Annotated in this window: 18 protein-coding genes; all 18 read left to right on the forward strand. The window is 35.4% G+C overall.

Features of this window, described 5'->3' with window-relative positions:
* Positions 1 to 42 precede the first annotated feature (42 nt).
* Positions 43 to 1884 carry a glycoside hydrolase family 13 protein gene (locus tag H033_RS0108780; RefSeq protein ID WP_026837979.1) on the forward strand — a complete coding sequence of 614 codons (1842 nt, stop codon included), beginning with the start codon at positions 43 to 45 and terminating at the stop codon, positions 1882 to 1884.
* Between the two features lie 501 nt (positions 1885 to 2385).
* Entirely contained in the window at positions 2386 to 4737 is a 2352-nt protein-coding gene (locus H033_RS0108785; RefSeq protein ID WP_231367581.1) for a TIM-barrel domain-containing protein, read from the forward strand.
* Between the two features lie 17 nt (positions 4738 to 4754).
* Positions 4755 to 6197, forward strand: coding sequence for an alpha-amylase family glycosyl hydrolase (locus tag H033_RS0108790; protein ID WP_051227849.1), 1443 nt, complete (start codon positions 4755 to 4757; stop codon positions 6195 to 6197).
* Positions 6198 to 6321: 124 nt separating this feature from the next.
* Positions 6322 to 7308 (forward strand): 6-phosphofructokinase, encoded by a 987-nt coding sequence (gene pfkA, locus H033_RS0108795; RefSeq protein ID WP_026837982.1) that lies wholly within the window; start codon positions 6322 to 6324, stop codon positions 7306 to 7308.
* 18 nt (positions 7309 to 7326) lie between these two features.
* Positions 7327 to 8325 carry a type I glyceraldehyde-3-phosphate dehydrogenase gene (gene gap, locus H033_RS0108800; RefSeq protein WP_026837983.1) on the forward strand — a complete coding sequence of 333 codons (999 nt, stop codon included), beginning with the start codon at positions 7327 to 7329 and terminating at the stop codon, positions 8323 to 8325.
* Positions 8326 to 8395: 70 nt separating this feature from the next.
* Positions 8396 to 9253, forward strand: a complete 858-nt coding sequence (locus tag H033_RS0108805; RefSeq protein ID WP_026837984.1) for an N-acetylglucosamine kinase — start codon at positions 8396 to 8398, stop codon at positions 9251 to 9253.
* Positions 9254 to 9340: 87 nt separating this feature from the next.
* Complete coding sequence (locus H033_RS0108810; protein WP_026837985.1) at positions 9341 to 10879, forward strand: YifB family Mg chelatase-like AAA ATPase; 1539 nt, start codon at positions 9341 to 9343, stop codon at positions 10877 to 10879.
* A 72-nt stretch (positions 10880 to 10951) separates the two neighbouring features.
* Positions 10952 to 12118: a DUF2891 domain-containing protein gene (locus H033_RS0108815; RefSeq protein WP_026837986.1), complete on the forward strand. Its 1167-nt coding sequence runs from the start codon at positions 10952 to 10954 to the stop codon at positions 12116 to 12118.
* A complete protein-coding gene (locus tag H033_RS0108820) occupies positions 12115 to 13341 on the forward strand; it encodes an Nramp family divalent metal transporter (RefSeq protein ID WP_026837987.1) in 1227 nt (408 codons plus the stop codon). Before H033_RS0108815 ends, H033_RS0108820 begins: the two co-directional genes overlap by 4 nt.
* A 10-nt stretch (positions 13342 to 13351) precedes the next feature.
* Positions 13352 to 14089: a 5-oxoprolinase subunit PxpA gene (gene pxpA / locus H033_RS0108825; protein ID WP_026837988.1), complete on the forward strand. Its 738-nt coding sequence runs from the start codon at positions 13352 to 13354 to the stop codon at positions 14087 to 14089.
* Positions 14086 to 14820: a 5-oxoprolinase subunit PxpB gene (pxpB, locus tag H033_RS0108830; protein WP_026837989.1), complete on the forward strand. Its 735-nt coding sequence runs from the start codon at positions 14086 to 14088 to the stop codon at positions 14818 to 14820. The genes pxpA and pxpB overlap by 4 nt, the downstream gene beginning before the upstream one ends.
* Positions 14813 to 15673 (forward strand): biotin-dependent carboxyltransferase family protein, encoded by an 861-nt coding sequence (locus H033_RS0108835; RefSeq protein WP_026837990.1) that lies wholly within the window; start codon positions 14813 to 14815, stop codon positions 15671 to 15673. Before pxpB ends, H033_RS0108835 begins: the two co-directional genes overlap by 8 nt.
* 520 nt (positions 15674 to 16193) lie before the next feature.
* Complete coding sequence (locus H033_RS0108840; RefSeq protein ID WP_026837991.1) at positions 16194 to 16568, forward strand: hypothetical protein; 375 nt, start codon at positions 16194 to 16196, stop codon at positions 16566 to 16568.
* Positions 16569 to 16583: 15 nt separating this feature from the next.
* Positions 16584 to 17336 (forward strand): hypothetical protein, encoded by a 753-nt coding sequence (locus H033_RS0108845; protein WP_026837992.1) that lies wholly within the window; start codon positions 16584 to 16586, stop codon positions 17334 to 17336.
* 87 nt (positions 17337 to 17423) lie between these two features.
* Complete coding sequence (locus H033_RS0108850; RefSeq protein WP_026837993.1) at positions 17424 to 18161, forward strand: hypothetical protein; 738 nt, start codon at positions 17424 to 17426, stop codon at positions 18159 to 18161.
* 69 nt (positions 18162 to 18230) lie between these two features.
* Positions 18231 to 19037 carry a sensor histidine kinase gene (locus tag H033_RS0108855; protein ID WP_026837994.1) on the forward strand — a complete coding sequence of 269 codons (807 nt, stop codon included), beginning with the start codon at positions 18231 to 18233 and terminating at the stop codon, positions 19035 to 19037.
* On the forward strand, positions 19012 to 19641 hold the full coding sequence (locus tag H033_RS0108860; protein WP_026837995.1) for a response regulator transcription factor: 630 nt from the start codon (positions 19012 to 19014) through the stop codon (positions 19639 to 19641). Before H033_RS0108855 ends, H033_RS0108860 begins: the two co-directional genes overlap by 26 nt.
* A 446-nt stretch (positions 19642 to 20087) precedes the next feature.
* Positions 20088 to 21626: a bifunctional GNAT family N-acetyltransferase/carbon-nitrogen hydrolase family protein gene (locus H033_RS0108865; protein ID WP_026837996.1), complete on the forward strand. Its 1539-nt coding sequence runs from the start codon at positions 20088 to 20090 to the stop codon at positions 21624 to 21626.
* The last annotated feature ends 198 nt before the right edge of the window (positions 21627 to 21824 follow it).

Raw genomic sequence — 21824 nt, forward strand, 5'->3', positions numbered from 1 at the left:
TAGATTTTTTAAGTGAGTCAGTTATAATATTAAATCAATTTAATGAAGCAGTTATTTTTTCTTTTTTCGGTATTTTTTAGCCTTTCAACATTTGCACAGATAGATAAAGTAGAGCCTCCATTTTGGTGGAGTGATATGCATCAGGAGAATCTACAAATCATGTTCTATGGTAAAGATATTTCGCAACATGAAGTGTCTGCTCCAAAAGATGTGGTGATAGAAAATGTGCTTAAAACAGAGAATTCTAATTACGTATTTGTAACTATCAAAACTAAAGATCTTCCCACAGGTTCTTATACTTTTAATTTCAGCAAAAAAGGAACTAAAGGATTTTCTAAGGCTTATGAGTTGAAAGAAAGAAGGGAAGGATCTGCTATCAGAAAAGGTTTTGATGCCAGCGATGCGATGTATTTAATTATGCCAGATCGTTTTGCGAATGGAAACCCTGAAAACGATTCTAATCCTAAGCTTACAGAAAAAGCAAATAGTGAATTACTGGGAGGTCGCCATGGTGGGGATCTTCAAGGAGTGATCAATAATTTGGATTATTTAGAAGATCTGGGAGTGACAACCTTATGGAGCACACCGCTTTTAGAAGATAACGATCAAGCTTACTCTTACCATACATATGCTCAAAGTGATGTTTATAAAATAGACCCACGTTACGGTTCTAACGAAGATTATAAAAAGTTAGCAAATGAGATGCACAAGCGCGATATGAAATTGGTAATGGATTATGTTACCAATCATTGGGGGGCAGAGCATTGGATGATCAAAGATCTTCCAACTTACGATTGGATCCATCAGTTTCCAGGATATGCGAATTCAAATTATAGAATGACCACTCAGTACGATCCTAATAGATCTCAGATAGATTGGAAATATTGTGTAGATGGTTGGTTTGTTAGTACAATGCCAGATCTAAATCAGAGTAATCCATTGGTGTTGAACTATCTTACCGAAAATGCTATTTGGTGGATTGAGTATGCCAATTTGGATGGTTTTCGTGTGGACACTTATTCTTTTAATGATAAAGATGGAATTGCCAAGTGGACAAAAGCAATCATGGATGAATATCCTAATTTCAATATTGTTGGGGAAGTTTGGATGCACGATCAGGCACAAATCTCTTATTGGCAAAAAGATAGCCCAATTGGAGCGATCCAAAGCTATAATTCCAATTTACCCTCTGTAATGGATTTCACTTTGCATGATGCCTTGATGACGGTTTTTGATGAAGAAAATCCTGGCTGGGACACCGGAATGATCAAGGTTTACGAGAATTTCGTGAATGATTTTTTATATGCCGATATCAATAATTTGTTGGTCTTTGCCGGAAACCATGATACCAATAGGATTAATGGGATTTACAAAAGCGATCTTGATAAATACAAACTAGTAATGACTTTGGTGCTGACTACACGTGGAATTCCACAATTGTATTACGGAGATGAAATAGGGATGGTTGGAAATAAAGAAAAACTTGGTGATGGCGATATTCGTAGAGATTTTCCAGGAGGCTGGATAGGAGACGATAACAATGCTTTTACTGAAACAGGAAGAAATCAGGATCAGGAAGCTTATCATGCTTTTACCAAGAAATTACTGAATTATAGAAAAGATAAGGAAGTGCTGCACTTCGGGAAATTGCTTCAGTTCTTACCAGAAAACAACGTGTACGTTTATTTTAGATATGATGAAAATGAGCGGGTTATGGTGGTGATAAATAATAATCCTGAAGCACAGGAATTAGAGCTCACTCGTTTTGCTGAAGGTTTAGTGGGAATAACTTCTGGAAAGGAAATATTGTCTAATAGTGAGATCTCTTTAGATAAGACTTTGAAAATTGAAGGGAAATCTTCGATGGTGATAGAATTGAGATAATTTTTTACGTCATGCTGAACTTGTTTCAGCATCCCTTTAAGTCGGGGGGAGACCCTGAAACTCCCGATAGTTCGGGACAGGGTGACGCTCAAAACAGATTAATGTGAGTTCGAGCCTTCGGCTTCGCTCAGGATAAACTAGAGACGAGAAATTTCAATGGAGCAGAATCTCTTCGATAAGAGATCCCTCATTCCGTCGGGATGACAATGCGAAGTAGAATTGAGTAACCTGACAAAACAGATCAATGTCAGTTTGCGGCTCGATGCTTCGCTCAGGATAAATTAGAGACGAGAAATTTCAATGGAGTAGAATCTCTTCGATAAGAGATCCCTCCTTCCGTCGGGATGACAACACAATGTCTTGGTAGTTCAAGACAGGGTAACGATTTGTTCAAATTAGTATCTGTAAAAAGACATTTATAATAATTTATAAAACTGAAATAAGGTCATGAAGATCCATCTAAAACATATAAAATGCCTGTTTCTTTTGATTTTCATTGGAATGAATTCAGTTTTCATTTCGGCGCAAAACTCAGAAAGAAATTTTAAGAGTTTTGAAAATAAGGAGGGCGTTATCTCGGTGATGACCAGCGATGGAAAATATCGTTTCCAAGCATTCACGCCAGAGATCATGGAAACCAGTTTTATCCCATCTGGAGAAACCTATATCGAAGATTCATATTCTGTAGTTCTAAAGCCTTCAGAAATAGCACCAACGGTTACAGAAGAAGCTAATTCAATTAAAATTGCAACTTCTGGTATTACAGTGATTATCAATAAAAAACCTTTTCAGGTAAAGTATTTCTATGAAGGAGAAGAGGTAATTTCAGAAAAAACCGGTTATTCCAAATCTGAAACTCATGAAAAGCTCGATTTCAATATAGCGGAATATGAAATGCTATTTGGAGGAGGAGCCCGCGCTTTGGGCATGGACAGAAGGGGAAACAGATTAGAATTATACAACCGAGCAGATTATGGCTACGGTACAAAATCTGCTTTGTTGAACTATACCTTACCTGTGGTATTATCTTCAGAAAAATACCTGTTGCATTTTGATAATGCACCTATAGGATTTTTGGACCTGGACAGCAATAATTCTAACACCTTAAGCTATGAAACGATTAGTGGGAGAAAGACCTATCAACTAATTGTTGGGAAAACATGGGAGAAGATCATTGAGAATTATACACTTTTAACCGGGCGCCAGCCATTACCACCAAGATGGGCCTTTGGTAATTTCTCAAGTAGATTTGGATATCATTCTCAGGAAGAAGTCGAAAAAACGATTGCTAAATTCAAAAAAGACAGCATTCCGGTAGATGCCGTTATTCTTGATCTTTATTGGTTTGGACATGATATAAAAGGAACCATGGGAAATCTGGAGTTTGTGAAAGATTCTTTCCCGGAACCAAAACAAATGATCTCAAAATTAGCAGATCAAGGAGTAAAAACGATCCTAGTTACAGAGCCATTTATCCTAACCACTTCCAAAAAATGGGACGAGGCAGTAGAGAAAAATGTATTAGCTACAGATTCTGTAGGGAATCCGTTCAAATATGATTTTTACTTTGGGAATACAGGATTGGTAGATATTTTTAAACTAAAAGCACAAGATTGGTTTTGGAATATCTATAAAGATCTTAAATCTTTGGGAGTAGCTGGATGGTGGGGAGATCTTGGAGAACCAGAGGTACATCCAACAAAACTACAACACAGTATTGGATCTGCAGATGAGGTTCATAATATCTACGGACATTATTGGGCGAAAATGATAAAGGAAGGATATGAAGCCGATTTTCCTGAAGAGCGTCCTTTTATTTTAATGAGAGCGGGTGCAGCAGGATCACAACGCTTCGGATTAATTCCATGGTCTGGCGATGTTAATAGAGGTTGGAATGGTTTAAAACCACAACCAGAGATAAGCTTACAAATGGGATTACAAGGCTTGGCATATATGCACTCCGATTTGGGTGGTTTTGCTGGTGCTCTTGAAGATGATGAGTTATATACCAGATGGTTACAGTATGGAGTTTTTCAGCCAATATTCCGTCCACATGCGCAAGAAGACGTGGCTTCGGAACCAGTTTTTAAAAATGAGAAGACTAAAGCATTGGCTAAAAAAGCCATTGAATTGCGATATAAATTATTGCCTTATAATTATAGCTTGGCCTTCGAAAATCATATTTCAGGGAAACCATTAATGAGACCTTTATTCTTTGAAGAGCCTGAAAATTATAAGATGTATGCTGTTTCCAACACCTATTTATGGGGAGATAGTTTCTTGGTTTCACCAGTTTTAAACCCGGGAGTTACTTCCAAGGAAGTGATTTTTCCATCAACTAATAATTGGTTCGATTTCTATACGGGCAAGAAATATGCAAAAGGAACGGTAGCTTCTGTAAATGTAGTAGAAGATCATATTCCGGTATTTGTTAGAGGTGGCGCTTTTATTCCTATGGCAAGGCCTATGCAAACCACTGCGAACTATGATGCTTCAACTCTAGATGTTTATTTTTATTACGATGAGCAGGCTAAAAAAAGCGATGCTGTTATATATAATGACGACGGTAAAACTCCGGATGCATTCGAGAAAGGCATGTTCGAATTAGTGAAATTGGAATCTGAATTAGATGTTGATGCAGTAACTATTAAGATTAAAAAGGAAGTAGGGAAAAATGCCACTTCAGAAATAAAATTAATAGATCTCCATATAGAGAACCTTGAAAAAGAAGTGCAGTTTGTTTATGTGAACGGAATAAAATATACAGGTAAGAACTATATGCACTTAGAAAAATTAAACATCCCTGTGAGATTTGATCAAAACGAAACGATTATAAAAATAGAATTCAATTAATTTAAACCTAATATACTATGATTAAAAAAATGGCATTAGCATTTTGTATGGTTGCTGTAATGGCATCTTGTAAAGATGAAAATAAAGAAAAGAAAGATTCAGAAACTCCAAACGAGGAGCAAAAAGTTAGTATTGAAGACAGCGATCTTGAGAATGCTGTGATCTATGAGGCAAATATTCGCCAGTATTCTCCAGAGGGGACTTTTAATGCATTTACGCAAGATATTCCGAAGTTGAAAGAATTAGGTGTAAAAGTGATCTGGGTAATGCCGGTATATCCTATTTCTATGAAGAATAGAAAAGCTACAGGTGGAAAAATGGTTAGTGAAATTGAGGATGAAAAGGAACGTGAGAAATATTTAGGTAGTTATTATGCGATTGCAGACTACACTAAAGTGAATCCTGAGTTTGGTACTATCGAGGATTTTCAGAACATGGTAGACGTAGCTCATGAGAACGGAATGTTCGTGATCATGGATTGGGTGGCCAATCACACAGGATGGGATCATCCTTGGATTGCAGAGCATCCAGAATATTATACTCAAAATGAAGCAGGTGAAATTGTAGACCCTCTAAACCCGGAAACAGGTGAATCTTGGGGATGGACAGATACTGCAGATCTTAACTACGACAATAAAGAGCTTTGGACAGCGATGACCAAGGAAATGAAATATTGGGTAGAGAATCATGATGTAGATGGATTTAGAGCAGATGTTGCCGGAGAAGTTTCAACTGAATTCTGGAAACAAGCGGTATCAGCTATTAAGGAAGTAAAGCCTGTATTTATGTTGGCAGAATCTGAAAAGAAAGATCTTTTTCATGATGCATTCGATATGGGATACAACTGGGAAGGACATCATATCATGAATGAGATGGCTCAAGGAAAGAAAACTGTTGCCGCTTGGGACGAGTATATGACCAAAATTGACACATTATACCAGAAAGACGATTTCTTGATGAACTTTATCACCAATCACGATGAGAATTCATGGAATGGTACGGTTAAAGAAAGAATGGGAGATGCAGGAGAAGCTATGTTGGCACTTTCTTACACTTTGCCGGGAATGCCATTGATCTATAGTGGGCAGGAATATGACATGGATCGAAGATTATTATTCTTTGAAAAAGATAGCATACCAAAAACTAAGGGTAAAGTTTGGCCGGTAATGGTAAAATTAGGAGAGCTTAAAAATACCAAATCCGCTCTGGCTGGAGGTAAAGAAGCTGCAGCTTATACTAGATTAAAAACAACTAAAGATGATCAAGTATTAGCTTTCTCAAGAGGAAATGGAGATGATATGCTTGTCTATGTTGCCAATCTTACAAAAGCACCAGTAAAATTCCAGATAGAGTTGGATGGTAAATTTCAGGATTATATGAACTCTGGAGAGGTAGATCTTAAGAAGGATATGGAAATGGAATTTAAGCCGTGGGAATACAAAATATTGATAAACAACTAAGTAATTTTACAAAATCTTTAAAAAAGCCTCAATATTGAGGCTTTTTTTATGAGTTATTAACCGAAAACGTTTTAGTAAAAGAGTTCATTAGGAATTAAGAAACAAATCAGATAGCTTTACAGTAATGCAAATAAAAATTAAGAAAATAGGAGTACTTACTTCAGGGGGCGATGCTCCCGGAATGAATGCCGCAATCCGAGCGGTGGTGAGAGGTTGTGCTTTTCAAGAAATTGAATGCGTAGGTATTTACAGAGGATATCAAGGATTAATAGAGAATGATTTTGAAGAGCTCAATGCGAGATCTGTTCGAAATATTATAAGCCGAGGTGGTACTTTTTTAAAATCTGCCAGATCAAAGGAATTTCAAACCAAAGAAGGAAGAAGAAAAGCATACGAGAATTTAATAAATGCTGATATCGATGCATTAGTGGTTATTGGCGGTGATGGAACTTTTACAGGAGCACTGATATTTAACGAAGAACATGATTTTCCGGTAATAGGAATACCTGCAACGATAGATAATGATATTAATGGTACCGATTTTACTATTGGGTACGATACGGCTTTAAATACCGTGGTAGAAGCAATAGATAAGATTAGAGATACTGCTAGCTCCCATAATAGATTATTCTTGATTGAGGTAATGGGGAGAGATGCAGGAGATATAGCCTTGAATAGCGGAATTGGAGCTGGAGCAGAAGAAATATTGATTCCAGAGGAAGATAGAGGGATAGAGCGTTTAGTAGAATCCCTTAAGAAAAGTAGAAAATCAGGAAAGACCTCTAGTATCATTGTGGTAGCTGAAGGAGACAAAAGCGGGAAAAATATTTTTGAACTCGCCGAGTACATAGAAGAGCACCTTGAAGATTATGAAATTAGAGTTTCTGTGCTAGGGCACATTCAGCGTGGAGGATCTCCAAGTTGTTTTGACAGGGTTTTGGCAAGTAAACTAGGAATTGGTGCTGTTGACGCACTTATAAATGGAGAACGTACCATTATGATTGGAATCCATCATCAAAAAGTAGTTTCGGTACCCTTGGAAACAGCTATTAAGAATGGTGCTAAATACGATAAGAATTTAAGAAGAGTCGCTGATATTACTTCAGTATAATAATTGAAAACACATATTATGAGTACTAAAATTGGAATAAACGGCTTTGGCCGAATTGGACGAATAGCTTTTAGAAATGCTATTTTAAATGATGCAGTAGAAGTGGTAGCTGTTAACGATCTTTTAGATGTAGATCAATTGGCATACCTTTTAAAGTACGATTCTGTTCACGGAAGATTTGATGGAGAAGTAGAGGTGAAGGATGGTCATTTACTGGTTAACGGAAAAACTATTAGAGTAACTGCAGAGCGCAACCCTGAAGATTTGAAATGGGATGCAGCAAAAGTAGAGGTAGTTCTAGATTGTACTGGAATATTTACAACTAAAGAATCTGCTGGAGCACACCTTAAAGCAGGAGCAAAAAAGGTTGTGATCTCGGCACCATCTAAGGATGTACCAATGTTTGTAATGGGAGTTAACCATATGGACTTAAAAGCAGAAGATACTATTGTGTCTAATGCATCATGTACAACTAACTGTTTAGCGCCTTTAGCTAAAATTATAGATGATGAGTTTGGATTGATAGAAGGTTTAATGACCACTGTTCATGCAACTACAGCATCTGAGTACACAGTAGATTCTCCAGATAAGAAGAATCATAGATTAGGAAGAAGTGCTTTAAATAACATCATTCCTACTTCTACAGGAGCGGCCGTGGCGGTAACTAAAGTGATCCCTTCTTTAAAAGGAAAACTTACTGGAATGGCTTTTAGAGTACCTACGGTAGATGTTTCTGTTGTTGATCTTACAGTGAGAACTGAAAAATCTGCTACTTATGAAGAGATAAAAGCTGTATTCAAAAAGGCTTCAGAAGGAGCTTACAAAGGTGTCGTTTCTTATACTGAAGACATGGTAGTTTCTCAAGATTTTGTATCTAATCCTTACACTTGTAATTTTGATGCTGAAGCAGGGATAGCTCTAAACGATAACTTCTTTAAGTTAATAGCTTGGTATGATAATGAATATGCATATTCTGCTAAATTAGTTGAACTTGCAGCACACGTAGCTTCAATTTAAATTATAATTTGCCATTTATTAATGCGATAAGTTGAAAATAAATGGCGAATTTTATCTTAAAGAAATTAAAATGATATTAATTGCTGATGGTGGTTCCACCAAATGTGACTGGATTCTGCTAAATAAGAAAGGGGAGCAAGTGTTTCAAACTCGTACAAAAGGTTTAAATCCTGCTGTTTTTCCAGAAGCGATGTTGGAACAAAGAATTGAAGAAAACTCTGATTTATTCGAAGTAAGAAATGAGATTGAAAAAGTTCATTTTTTTGGAGCAGGTTGCGGAACTGAAATTCCACGTAAACTTTTGGAGGATATAATTGCAAATTTCTTTACAAATGCCTCGGAAGTAATGGTAAAAGAAGATATGGTTGCTGCAGCATATGCCGCTACCACTGAGCCTGGGATCGTTTGTATTTTAGGTACGGGTTCTAATAGCTGTTATTTCGATGGAAAAGATGTTCACATGGCTGTAGAATCTTTAGGTTATATTCTTATGGATGAAGCTAGTGGGAATTACTTCGGAAAACGTTTAATAAGAGATTATTACTACAAAAGAATGCCACCAGATATCGCTGCTAAATTTGAAAAAGATTTCAATTTGAATAGCGACGAGATCAAAAAGAACCTTTACAAGAAAGAAAATCCAAATACGTATTTAGCTTCTTTTGCTGAATTCATTTTTACTAATGAGCGAAATGGATATTTCTACAAATTAGTACATGAGGGAATAAAAGAATTTATGCATACACGCGTACTTTCATTTAAACAAGCTCAAACAGTGCCCATTCATTTTATAGGAAGCATCGCCTATTTTAGTCAGGATATTATTAGAGCGGTTGCACAACCTTATAATCTTGAAATAGGAAATATTATTCGCAGACCTATAGATGCTCTTATTGAACACTATAGAAAAAACGTGTTAAATAACTAACAGTCAATCTACCATAAATTTTCACTATATTTAAAATCAGGAACCTCGGGGAATTAAATCATCAATGAGGGATTAAAATGATATTAGATGCTAGTAAAAGTTTATGGTAGCGCTGTTTTTGGAGTAGAAGCTACCACGATTACTGTAGAAGTAAATGTAGTAACTGGTATCGGTTATCATTTGGTAGGACTTCCAGATAATGCCATTAAAGAAAGCAGTTTTAGAATTGCTGCCGCACTTCAAAACAATTCTTATAAATTCCCAGGTAAAAAGATCACCATTAATATGGCACCAGCCGACCTTCGCAAAGAGGGATCTGCTTATGATCTTACACTAGCACTGGGTATTCTTGCAGCATCAGATCAAATTAAAGCCATAGATATTGGAGACTTTCTTATCATGGGAGAACTTTCCCTAGATGGAAGCTTACAACCCATTAAAGGTGCCTTGCCAATCGCGATAAAAGCAAAAGAGGAAGGTTATAAAGGATTTATTCTGCCAATCCAAAATGTAAAAGAAGCTGCTATTGTTAGCGGACTGGAAGTATACGGGGTTTCCAATATTTTGGAAGTGATAAATTACTTTGATAAAGGAACTCCGCTGGAAAGAACGATTATAGACACTAAGAAGGAATTCTACAACAATCTGGATCATTTAGAGCATGATTTTGCCGATGTGAAAGGCCAGGAAAGTATAAAACGCTGCATGGAGATCGCTGCTGCGGGTGGGCATAATATAATTCTTATTGGTCCTCCGGGAGCAGGAAAGACCATGCTAGCTAAAAGATTGCCCAGTATTCTTCCCCCAATGACGCTTCAAGAGGCACTGGAAACAACTAAAATTCATAGTGTGGTTGGGAAATTAAAAGAGCATGTTGGATTGATGTCTCAAAGGCCATTTAGAAGTCCGCATCATACAATTTCTGATGTGGCACTTGTTGGAGGTGGGGCATACCCGCAACCTGGAGAAATTTCTCTATCCCATAATGGGGTTTTATTTCTGGATGAATTACCTGAGTTTAAAAGAGGTGTCTTAGAGGTTATGAGGCAACCATTAGAAGATAGGGAAGTGACAATCTCCAGAGCGAAATTCACCGTCACCTATCCTTCAAGTTTTATGTTGGTGGCAAGTATGAATCCTAGTCCTAGTGGTTTCTTTAATGATCCTGGTTCTCCTATGTCTTCTTCTCCAGGAGAAATGCAGCGCTACCTTAGTAAAATAAGCGGCCCATTATTAGACAGGATAGATATCCATATTGAAGTAACTCCAGTTCCTTTTGAAAAATTAAGTGAGGAGCGTACGGGAGAAAAAAGCGTAGATATAAGAAAAAGAGTTACAGAAGCCAGGCAGCTTCAAACAGAGCGTTTTAAAGATAATGAAAAAGTGCATTACAATGCTCAAATGAGTGTGAAGCAGATTTCCGAATATTGTAAACTGGAGGATTCTTCAAAAGCGCTCCTGAAATCCGCAATGGAACGTCTAAATCTTTCAGCAAGAGCTTATGACAGAATACTTAAAGTTTCCCGCACTATTGCCGATCTTTCCGAAAGTGAAAACATTCAAGGAAGTCATATTTCCGAAGCTATTCAATATAGAAGTTTAGATAGAGAAGGTTGGTTAGGTTAAAATTTTCCTACATAACTATCGCTTACATAAGATTTTAATACATTTGAGAAATATACTTAAAGACACACCTACTTGAAAACAAAAATAACACTATTGAGTCTTTTGCTTATCTTTTTGATAGGTTGCAAAGGAGATGAGCGAAATAAGGCAGATATAAACAAAAATGAAGAATCTGATAGTGTCAATAATTCGGATATTTCCTTGGATTCTATCTTAGGTATAGAAAGTATTGAACTCAACATCGATCAGGGAAATAAACTTGCTGCTTTACCATTAGCCTGCATCAATACCGAATATCCTAACAAGTTAGGTCAAACTTTAGGTAGTAAACAAGATCTTAAATCGCCAAAAGAGTTACATCCTGCATTTTATGGGTGTTTCGATTGGCATTCTTCGGTACATGCGCAATGGACCTTGGTAAAATTGTTGAAACAATTCCCTAAACTTGAAAAAGCAGAGGAGATCAAGGCGAAATTAGAAGAATCTCTCTCTAAAGAGAATATCGCAGCAGAGGTAAAGTATTTTAAAACTGAAAACAATAAGGATTACGAACGTACTTATGGATGGGCCTGGTTGCTTAAATTAGCTCAAGAGCTTCAGAGCTGGGATTCTGATCTAGGAGAGGAATTGGCCGGAAACTTAAAGCCGTTAACAGATCTTATGGTTGCTAATTTCACGGAATTTCTTCCGAAGCTGATCTATCCTATTCGAGTTGGAGAGCATACCAACACAGCATTCGCATTAAGTTTTGCTTACGATTATGCTGAAGCAGTTGAAAATCCTGAATTTCAAGAACTAATATCGGTGAGAGCAAAGGAGTTTTATCTAAAAGATGATAATTGCCCTGTAACCTGGGAGCCAAGCGGATTTGACTTTTTATCTCCTTGTTTACAAGAGATAGATATTATGCGAAAGGTATTGCCAAATGCTGCTTTTCCATTATGGATAGAAGATTTTATGCCAGAATTAAAGAATAAAGATTTCGATATGGCTGTTGGAGAAGTGTCTGATAGAACCGATGGAAAGTTGGTGCATCTAGATGGACTTAATTTTAGCAGAGCATGGGTGTTATATGGACTTGCTAATAAATACCCAGATAAATATTCCCATTTAAGAGCAGTAGCAGATCGTCACGTCTCCAAATCGTTCCCTAATTTAGTTGGGGACAGTTACGAAGGAGGTCATTGGTTAGGTAGTTTTGCATTATACGCCTTGCAGGAATCTAAGGCGCAAAAGTGAAAAATTGGTTTAAAAATGTAGGTCCGGGAGTTTTGGTGTCGGCTGCATTTATTGGTCCGGGAACTGTTACCGTTTGTACACTGGCCGGTGTGAATTTTCAATTTGCATTATTATGGGCACTATTATTATCAATTATCTCATGTATTGTGCTTCAAGAAATGGCTGCGAGATTGGGGATTGTATCTCAAGCTGGTTTAAGTGAAAGCATAAGAAAAGAAATTCAGCACCCAATTCTTAGAGGTTTAGCCATAACCTTGGTACTTTCAGCTATTGTAATAGGAAATGCAGCTTATGAAGCTGGAAATATTACCGGTGCGGTTTTAGGTATTACAGCAGTTTTGTCTCCTTTAGAAGTTCAGCTTGGTTCTTCATTTAGCCTTAATATTTGGAGCGTTTTGATAGGTGCAATTGCTTTTAGTTTGCTCTATATTGGTAATTATAAAATTTTAGAGCGGGTTTTTATAGCATTGGTGGCTCTAATGAGCATATCTTTTATAATCACCGCTTTTCTTACTCAGCCTGATTTTTCGGCTATTTTAGAAGGAATGTTTGTTCCAAAAATGGGGACCGACGGAATCTTAACTGTAATAGCCCTTGTTGGAACTACTGTAGTTCCTTATAATTTATTTTTACACGCATCTTTGGTTAGTGAGAAATGGAAGGATGCTTCTAAAATTAAAACAGCAAGAAAGGAGCTTACAGCCGCCATAATTTTGGGCGGAATTGTGTCTATGGCAATCGTAATCTGCGCCGCTGCTCCAAATCTTGCAAATGTGTCTTCTGCAGCAGATCTGGCAGTTGGTTTAAACCCTTTGTTTGGAGAATATGCCACCTGGTTTATAGCAATTGGTTTGTTAGCAGCCGGAATCACCTCTGCTATCACAGCACCTTTAGCTTCGGCCTATGTGGTAAAGGGATGTTTTGGTTGGGAGAGTGGAATGAAATCTGCTAAATTTAGAGCTGTATGGATAAGTATATTAAGTTTAGGAGTGTTGTTCTCCTCACTGCGGTTTAGTCCTATAGAGATCATTCGGTTTGCGCAAATAGCTAATGGTTTACTATTACCCGTTATTGCGATGTTTCTTTTCTGGATAGTTAACAAAACATCTGTAATGGGAAAGTATAAGAACTCCTTACTCCAAAATATTTTAGGTACCATAATTATTGTGATTTCTATATTCCTGGGTGCAAAGTCCATTTATTCAGTTCTTCAAAATTTCTAAAACTAATACTATGAAAACAATTCATCTTAACTGCGATCTAGGAGAAGGTGAAAAGTATGATGCCCAATTAATGCCACATATCTCGGCATGTAATATCGCCTGTGGAGGGCATGCTGGAGATACGGAAACGATGCTGAAAACAGTCTTGTTGGCTATGGAATTTAATGTTGAAATTGGAGCACATCCTTCTTATCCGGGTACAGAAAATTTTGGAAGACGATCTTTAGAGATCTCAGAAAATGAACTTAAAAGATCCATCCAGGAACAGCTTTTTTCGCTTCATGAAATAGTGAAAAAACAGGGTAGAAAATTAACTCATATTAAACCTCATGGAGCACTTTATAATGATGCTGCAAAAGACGAAAAAATAGCTCAGATAATTTTGAATTCTATAGCAGAATCTTACTTAGATTTGAAGCTTTATGCACCTCAGAATTCTATTATTTCAGAGCTTGCAAATGGCAAAATAGAAGTTGTTTTTGAAGCCTTTGCAGACCGAAATTACAATCCCGATTTCAGTCTAGTTTCTAGAACAAAAAACAATGCCTTGATCACTCAAAAAGAATCTGTCTTTAAGCATCTTTTTTCTATGTTTTCTGAAGGTGAAATAGCCTGTGAAAATAACCTAAAAATATCATCTGCTGCAGCTACTTTTTGTCTTCATAGTGACACCCCAAATTCGATAGAAATATTAGAATTTTTAGTTGAAAAATTTAATACTTTGAATATTAAAATAGCGAAGGTATGAAACAGAAATACCCACAAATAAAACCGATGGGGGATAGAGCTATTTTGATAGATTTTGAACCAGAAATCAATGAAAAATCCCTTAATAAACTTCTAAGTTTTAAGGAAATTATAGAAAAGGAACTAATTGAAGATAAGGTTGAGGTGATTAATACATATCACTCATTATTAATTGTTTATGTATCCACTATAGAAAAAAGCTATGATAAGGTTTTTGCACTAAAAGAGCTTGTTTCCAAGGCTAATATAGGAAAAAATATCAACTCACAAATTTTTCATATCCCAGTGTGTTATGACGAAGAATTTGGATTGGATCTTGAGCTCATTTCTATGGAGAATAATTTGAAAATTCCGGACATAATTCAATTACATACTACCCCAATATACACAGTTTATTTTACTGGTTTTTTACCCGGATTTTTATACTTGGGAGGTCTTGATGAAAAGCTTCAAATTTCTAGAAAATCATCCCCTAGAATGAAGGTTGAAAAAGGGGCTGTTGGCATAGGTGAAAAACAGACTGGAATTTATCCAAAAACCAGTCCGGGTGGTTGGCAAATAATAGGAAATTCTCCAATGACTTTTTTTGACAAAAACAGGAATCCTCCTTGTATAATTTCGTCCGGAGATAAAATAAAATTTTATTCGGTTAGCAAGTCTCAATATTTTCAAATTTCTGAAGAAATAAAGGCTAATAATTTTCAATTAAAAAGCGAAAAATATCATGGGTAAGATTGAGGTTCTACATCCGGGATTATACTCTTCTCTTCAAGATTTGGGGAGGCATAATTTCCTTAAATATGGAGTGCCTCAAAGTGGGGTAATGGATTCTTATGCCGCTAAAAAAGCAAATCTTATTTTGTCTAATTCAGAAGCTGCACCCGTTTTAGAAATTACCCAATTAGGTCCTAAATTGAAATTTTCTGAACCCACTCAATTATCAATTTGTGGGGCTTATTTAAATCCGAAAATTAATGAATCTGTGGTTTGGAATAATCGAATTCTTTCACTTGAAAAAGGAGATGTTTTATCTTTTGGGAAGAGAGATATTGGTTGCAGGGCATATATCGCGATTAATGGTGGTTTCATTTCTAAAAAAGTTTTAGGGAGTTATAGTTGGTATAACGGAATTACTAAATTTGAGATGCTTAAAAAAGGAAGTACTATTAAGTATTCCAGCTTAATGCGTTCATTAAATAGCTTAAATGCATCGGTGAAAGTGATGGACGAGTATTTAAATGAAAATGTGATTCAGGTATTTCCAGGACCAGAATATGAGTTGTTATCCTCTTTTCAGCAAAAGGTGCTTATGGAATCCGCATTCCATATTGATATAAATAATAATAGAATGGCTATTCAGATTAAAGAGCCTTTGGATAACGATTTAGATCCTATTATTACCGGCCCTGTGTTGCCTGGAACGGTGCAGTTAACTCCATCGGGAAAATTAATTGTGTTGATGCGGGATTGCCAAACTACAGGTGGGTATCCAAGGGTTTTACAGCTTTCTGAAAATGGAATTAATACGATAGCTCAAAAAGTAATAGGCGATCAGATTTTATTTGAGCTTATTGAAATAAAATGAAGAAATGAGCGTTTAAAAACACTACAAGGTTAAAAAAGAAAAAGTGTCTGTTAATAGTGGTCTAAAGATTTAAAGCCCTACCTAAAAATCGATTTACACTTTTAACGACACTTTTTTAACCTTAACTTATAAAAGTTAATTAAATGAATACTCAAAAATAAGCTTGACTCTAAATTCTCACAAGGGGGTTTTTCCCCTTTTTTGAATTATTAATACGGATACTTGCTAATTAAGAAATTAACTATCCTAAACTGATTCTAAAATTCAAATAAAAAGGTGTCGTTTTAGTGTTCTTGATCTATTAGTAGCCCCACCTAGTAATATATCACACCTTAAACGACACTTTTTTTTAAAACAACAACAAGTTTTTAACTTATTAAACAAAATTACTTCAGCAATTAGATCTTAACAAGGGGATTTTCCCCCTTTTTTATACTCTTATAATAGATTGATGTATAAAAAATCTATTTTTAACAAAATTCTATTTTAATGAATCCTTAGTTAATAGAAATTAGATAAAATGGGTAAAAAAATCACAGTTGCGAAAGCTAAAAAACTTCAAAAAAAATGGTGGGATACCAGATCTATGGTTACCACAAATGGTAAAGGACATGAAGACACTTGCCAGTTCTATTTTACGGTAGAAGAATTACAGACATATTTGGCCGAGGTAAAGACCAAATCTTTACAGCAGGGAGTGGAAACTCCCGGAATTAATATTTGGTTTGGTGCTTATGATGAAACAGCAGATAAACCAAGTTTGGCGACGGTATTTTTAGCACCAACCAAAAGAGTAAAATCTGATGATCCGGAGATGGAATTTGAAGATGTTGCCAACGATGAGATAGAACCAATAAATGAAACACAAGGAAAGTGGCCTCCAACTATTTACTAATATTCTATATGTATAATGTTTGATTATTTTATAGAACAAAAATTATATATAGGAAATCTGTCTGTATTAATAGCATGCTTATGTGGTAGTTATTATCTTTTAAAAAGTAAAAACGCAGCACGCAGATTCAAATATTTTGTGTGGTTCTTATGGTTTGTCTTTTTTGTGGATATTTCTGGATCTTATGCATTATGGAATTATTTTGATGATTATAAAACTTTTCCATGGTTGGAAGATTCTGTGTTTGTTCGAAATGAGTGGCTGTATAACTGTTTGAAGCTGATTACCTACATAATTATAAGCTCTATCTTAATAAGTTCCTTAGAAACCTCAAAACTTAAAAGTAGATTGAAGTTTGCGGTGGTCTTATATTTTATAATAGGTGTGGCTGAGATTTTATTCTCGGGGAAGGTGTTTTATGCATATATCATCGAGAATATTTTTATGGGAACTTTGCTGTTATTAATTTGTGTTAGCTCCTTTTTCCGAAAACTATTTTTGAGTGATAATATTCTTAGCTTTTCTAGAGACTTAACATTTTATATTGCGGTAGGATATTTAATTTGGAATTTGTGTGTAACCCCCATATTTATTTATGATAGTTATTTTAACACAGAAAACCAAGAATTTATTATGCTCTACGCTGCTATTTTAAGATATAGTAACATTTTTATGTACGGTTTATTTTCATTTGCTTTTATCTATTGCGCTAAAGGAGAAGGGAATTCGAAAAAATTAGAAGGTGGAAAATATGCGGAAAATAAATGAAAGAGTCGACTAATTTCAAATAATCAAGAGCTATTTGAAAAATTCGGCTATATCGGCATCCTTAGAATAACAAATCAAACAAAACAATTGCTAGAATATATTTTACATTATAAGCTGTATATAAGTTATTTATTTGAATTTATAGCGGCGCTCAGTGGCAGTTATTATTTTTTAAAAAATAAAAACGCAGCACGCAGATTTAAATTTTTTGCATGGTTTTTATGGTTGATCTTTTTTGTAGATATGTTTGGCGGATATACAATTTGGAATTATTTTGATGATTATGAAACTTTTCCATGGTTGGAAGATTCTGTGTTTGTTCGAAATGAGTGGCTTTATAACTGTTTGAAGCTGATTACCTACATAATTATAAGCTCTATTCTTATAAGTTCCTTAGAAACCTCAAAACTTAAAAGTAGATTGAAGTTTGCGGTGGTCTTATATTTTATAATAGGTGTGGCTGAGATTTTATTCTCGGGGAAGGTGTTTTATGCATATATCATCGAGAATATTTTTATGGGAACTATTCTGTTATTAATTTGTGTTGGTGCTTATTTTCGAAAACTAACACAAAGCGATGATGTTTTAAACTTTTCTAGAGACTTAACATTTTATATTGCGGTAGGATATTTAGTTTGGAATTTGTGTGTAACCCCCATATTTATTTATGATAGTTATTTTAACACTAAAAATGAAGATTTTATTTTACTCTACGCTGCTATTTTAAGGTATAGCAATATTTTTATGTACGGTTTATTTTCATTTGCTTTTATCTATTGCGCTAATGGGAAGTCTAATTTAAAGCTAAAAACTGTAGTCAAATAGCATCTCACTTTTCAATCTATTTAAAAGTCAATAAAAATAGCGTAAACTTGTATTAACTAATAATATTGCATGCTTGCCAAGGAAGAACTTTTATTAATAGTTTATTTTATCGTGGTCATTCTATTTCTGACCAGTTTTGCAATAATCTTCTTTATTACCTTCCAAAAGCGTAAGAATAAACTACTACTTGAAAAAATTGAAGCTGAAATTCGTTTCGAAAATGAGCTGGCGCAATCCAAAATTGAAATTCAGGAGCAAACCTTAAAAAATGTAAGTTGGGAATTGCATGATAATATTGGGCAACTACTTTCTGTGGCCAATATGCAATTAAATATTTTATCTGGAACTGTAGATGCATCAGCAAAGCAATCTGTACAGGATATCAAAGAGGTTGTTTCCAATTCCCTAAAAGAAGTACGTTCGCTTTCCAAATCTTTAAATAGCGAGGTAATTAGTTATACAGGAATAGAAGCTTCCATAAATAATGAATTGGCAAGGTTTGAAAGACTTAATAATCTTAAAACTGAAATACTTACTGAAGGCGAATCTTTTGATATTATAGAAAAAGACTCAATAATACTTTTTAGGATAATTCAGGAATTTTTCTCCAATATAATTAAACACTCACATGCCACTAAAATTAGTGTATTAATTGAATATCTTTCCGAAGAATTGCAAATAGAAATTAAAGATAATGGAGATGGATTCAACCAGGAAGAAGTTAAAAAAAGTTCTGGCTTGCTAAATATGGAAAGTCGGGCAGCACTTATAAATTCTAAGTTCAGCTTGAATTCTGTACAGGGAGAAGGAACATCTCTAACCTTAAAATACCCATTAAAGCCCTCGCTATATGAAGAAAACGATACTAATCGTTGATGATCACACTCTATTTGCATTATCACTCCAAGGTCTTGTGAATTCATTTCAGGAATATGAGGTAATAAAAGTCTTAAAAAACGGACAAGAGCTTGTAGATTATTTTAACGCAAATCATAAACGCCCGGATATTTTATTGTTAGATATTAGAATGCCTGTAATGGACGGAATGGCGACCATGTCTTGGTTAAAAGAGCATTTTCCTGAGCAAAAAACATTGGCTCTTACTATGGAGCATGATGAGGAGATCATTATTAAAATGATTAGAATGGGGTGCAGAGGCTATTTATTAAAGGATATTGAGCCAGAGGAATTTCTATATGCGTTAGAATCTGTTGCTACCAGTGGCTTTTATTTTAGTGAGGAAATTGTAGAAGTAATGGATCATTCTTCCTCAAAAAATTATGGCGATCTGAGTAATCGAGAAATGGAATTCTTAAATCATGCCTGTTCAGAGAAAACATACAAAGAGGTTGCTGAAGAAATGAATCTAAGTCCGAAGACTATCGATGGTTATCGTGAAAGCCTATTTTCTAAACTTCAAGTGAAAAGTAGGGTAGGAATGGTACTTTTCGCAGTAAAAAATGAAATTGTAAAGATTTAAGATTTTAATAATTGTCATTCTCTTCTCTGAGATTCTTCATTTCGCTTCGCTATATTCAAAATGCCAGCCCTTTTTTGTCATCCGGTCCCGAATGATTTCGGGAGAGGAATCTCTTACTAAAGATTTTCCTGGCTCGTTTGAGATTCTTCGCTGCGCTCAGAAGGACATTGACTTTGTCATCCCGACGAAGGAGGGATCTCTTATTAAATAAATTCCTGTTCCATTGAGATTCTTCACTATGTTCCGAATGACATTGATATTGTCATCCCGATGCCAAGAGGGATCTCTTATTAAATAAATTTATTACTCCTTTGAGATCCTTCGCTGCGTTCAGGATGACAATCTCGAATTTTTCTTCGTCGTTTCCTACATTGCTAAATTCGTGTTATTCATTTCTAATTGATTGATTTCCTTAGTATCTTCGCGATAAATTAAAAAAAAATCCTGTGTTAGATTCAGCTACAATAGAATTAAGAAATTTAAGAGTTAAAGATTATGTAGAGTTTAAAAAATCCATGGTACAGGTATATAGTGCGATGTCCAATTCCTATTGGAGCAAAGCAGATATTTCTACCTTGGTAAACAAGTTTCCCGACGGGCAATTTTGCATTGTTATAGATGGTAAAATTGCAGGATGTGCCTTATCTATGATCGTAGATTACGATAATTATGATGACGATCATAAATACAATGATATTATTGGAGGTCATGAATTTGCCAATCATAATGAAGATGGAAATGTACTCTACGGGATAGATGTTTTTATTCTTCCAGATTATCGCGGAATGAGGCTTGGACGTAGATTGTATGAAGCGCGAAAAGAACTTTGTGAACAATTAAATCTAAAATCTATCATCTTTGGTGGTAGAATTCCAAATTATGGGGAATACGCTGAAACATTAACTCCAAAAAAATACATTGATAAAGTAAAATTAAAGGAGATCCACGACCCTGTACTTTCATTTCAGTTATCTAATGATTTTCATGTGAAAAAGGTGATCAAAGGATATTTGCCAGGAGATCATGAAAGCAAGGAGTTCGCTACATTAATGGAATGGCATAACATTTACTATACAAAACCTGAAAGATTAATTAACACCAAGAAGAAGGTGGTAAGACTAGGTTTAGTCCAATGGCAGATGCGTTTATTTAAGGATTATGACTCCTTGGTGGAACAGATCGAATTTTTTGTAGATGCCGTAAGTGATTACCAAAGTGATTTCATTTTATTTCCAGAATTGTTCAATGCTCCGTTGATGGCACAGTTCAATCATTTAAATGAAGCCGAGGCTATTCGTGGCCTTTCCAGTTATACAGATAGGTTGCTGGAAACCTTTAGAAACTTTGCTATTAATTATAACATTAACATTATTACCGGAAGTATGCCGCAAGCTGTAGGAGAACACATGCATAATGTGGGCTTTTTATGCCGAAGAGATGGTAGTGTAGAACGATATGAGAAATTGCACATTACTCCAGCTGAAGAATCTGCATGGGGAATGAAAGGTGGAACGCAATTAAGAACTTTCGATACCGATTGTGGTAAGATTGGAGTACTTATTTGTTATGATGTTGAGTTCCCGGAATTGCCAAGATTATTGGCAGAAGATGGGATGAATATTCTTTTTGTTCCGTTTATGACAGATACTCAAAATGGATATTCTCGAGTAAAAATTTGTGCTCAGGCCAGAGCTGTAGAGAATGAATGTTATGTTGCGGTTGCCGGATCTGTTGGAAACTTGCCAAAGGTGAACAACATGGATATTCAGTATTCCCAATCTGCTGTATTTACACCATCAGACTTTGCTTTTCCAGTTAACGGAATTAAAGCTGAGGCTACTCCAAATACAGAAAGTACTTTATTGGTAGACGTGGATCTAGATTTACTAAAAGAACTTCACAGTTTTGGAAGTGTACGAAACATGAAGGACCGAAGATTGGATCTTTATTCTCTAAAAAGGAAGAATATTAAAATTTCTGAATAATTATACTTTTTAAAATTACCTTATTACCAAAGGTGAATAAAAAAGGGGAACATTTTTAATGTTCCCCTTTTTTTATGTGAAACAGTGCAAACCGATGTTGACTTTAGTTTTTTGCAAATTCAACTAATGGAACATTACAAAGTAAACTTAAATGTTTACAAAAACTAAAAAAAGTAAATAGATTAGTTTACTTCGGAT

Origin of the sequence: Gillisia sp. JM1, assembly GCF_000424645.1 — a bacterium.
In the GTDB taxonomy this organism is placed as follows: Bacteria; Bacteroidota; Bacteroidia; order Flavobacteriales; family Flavobacteriaceae; genus Gillisia.

Coding starts and splice junctions, on each gene's coding strand:
- H033_RS0108780 (WP_026837979.1), top strand. CDS start 43: ATGAAGCAGTTATTTTTTCTTTTTTCGGTATTTTTTAGCCTTTCAACA.
- pfkA (WP_026837982.1), top strand. CDS start 6,322: ATGCAAATAAAAATTAAGAAAATAGGAGTACTTACTTCAGGGGGCGAT.
- H033_RS0108855 (WP_026837994.1), top strand. CDS start 18,231: ATGCTTGCCAAGGAAGAACTTTTATTAATAGTTTATTTTATCGTGGTC.
- H033_RS0108845 (WP_026837992.1), top strand. CDS start 16,584: ATGTTTGATTATTTTATAGAACAAAAATTATATATAGGAAATCTGTCT.
- H033_RS0108840 (WP_026837991.1), top strand. CDS start 16,194: ATGGGTAAAAAAATCACAGTTGCGAAAGCTAAAAAACTTCAAAAAAAA.
- H033_RS0108805 (WP_026837984.1), top strand. CDS start 8,396: ATGATATTAATTGCTGATGGTGGTTCCACCAAATGTGACTGGATTCTG.
- pxpA (WP_026837988.1), top strand. CDS start 13,352: ATGAAAACAATTCATCTTAACTGCGATCTAGGAGAAGGTGAAAAGTAT.
- H033_RS0108810 (WP_026837985.1), top strand. CDS start 9,341: ATGCTAGTAAAAGTTTATGGTAGCGCTGTTTTTGGAGTAGAAGCTACC.
- H033_RS0108790 (WP_051227849.1), top strand. CDS start 4,755: ATGATTAAAAAAATGGCATTAGCATTTTGTATGGTTGCTGTAATGGCA.
- pxpB (WP_026837989.1), top strand. CDS start 14,086: ATGAAACAGAAATACCCACAAATAAAACCGATGGGGGATAGAGCTATT.
- H033_RS0108785 (WP_231367581.1), top strand. CDS start 2,386: ATGAATTCAGTTTTCATTTCGGCGCAAAACTCAGAAAGAAATTTTAAG.
- H033_RS0108835 (WP_026837990.1), top strand. CDS start 14,813: ATGGGTAAGATTGAGGTTCTACATCCGGGATTATACTCTTCTCTTCAA.
- H033_RS0108860 (WP_026837995.1), top strand. CDS start 19,012: ATGAAGAAAACGATACTAATCGTTGATGATCACACTCTATTTGCATTA.
- gap (WP_026837983.1), top strand. CDS start 7,327: ATGAGTACTAAAATTGGAATAAACGGCTTTGGCCGAATTGGACGAATA.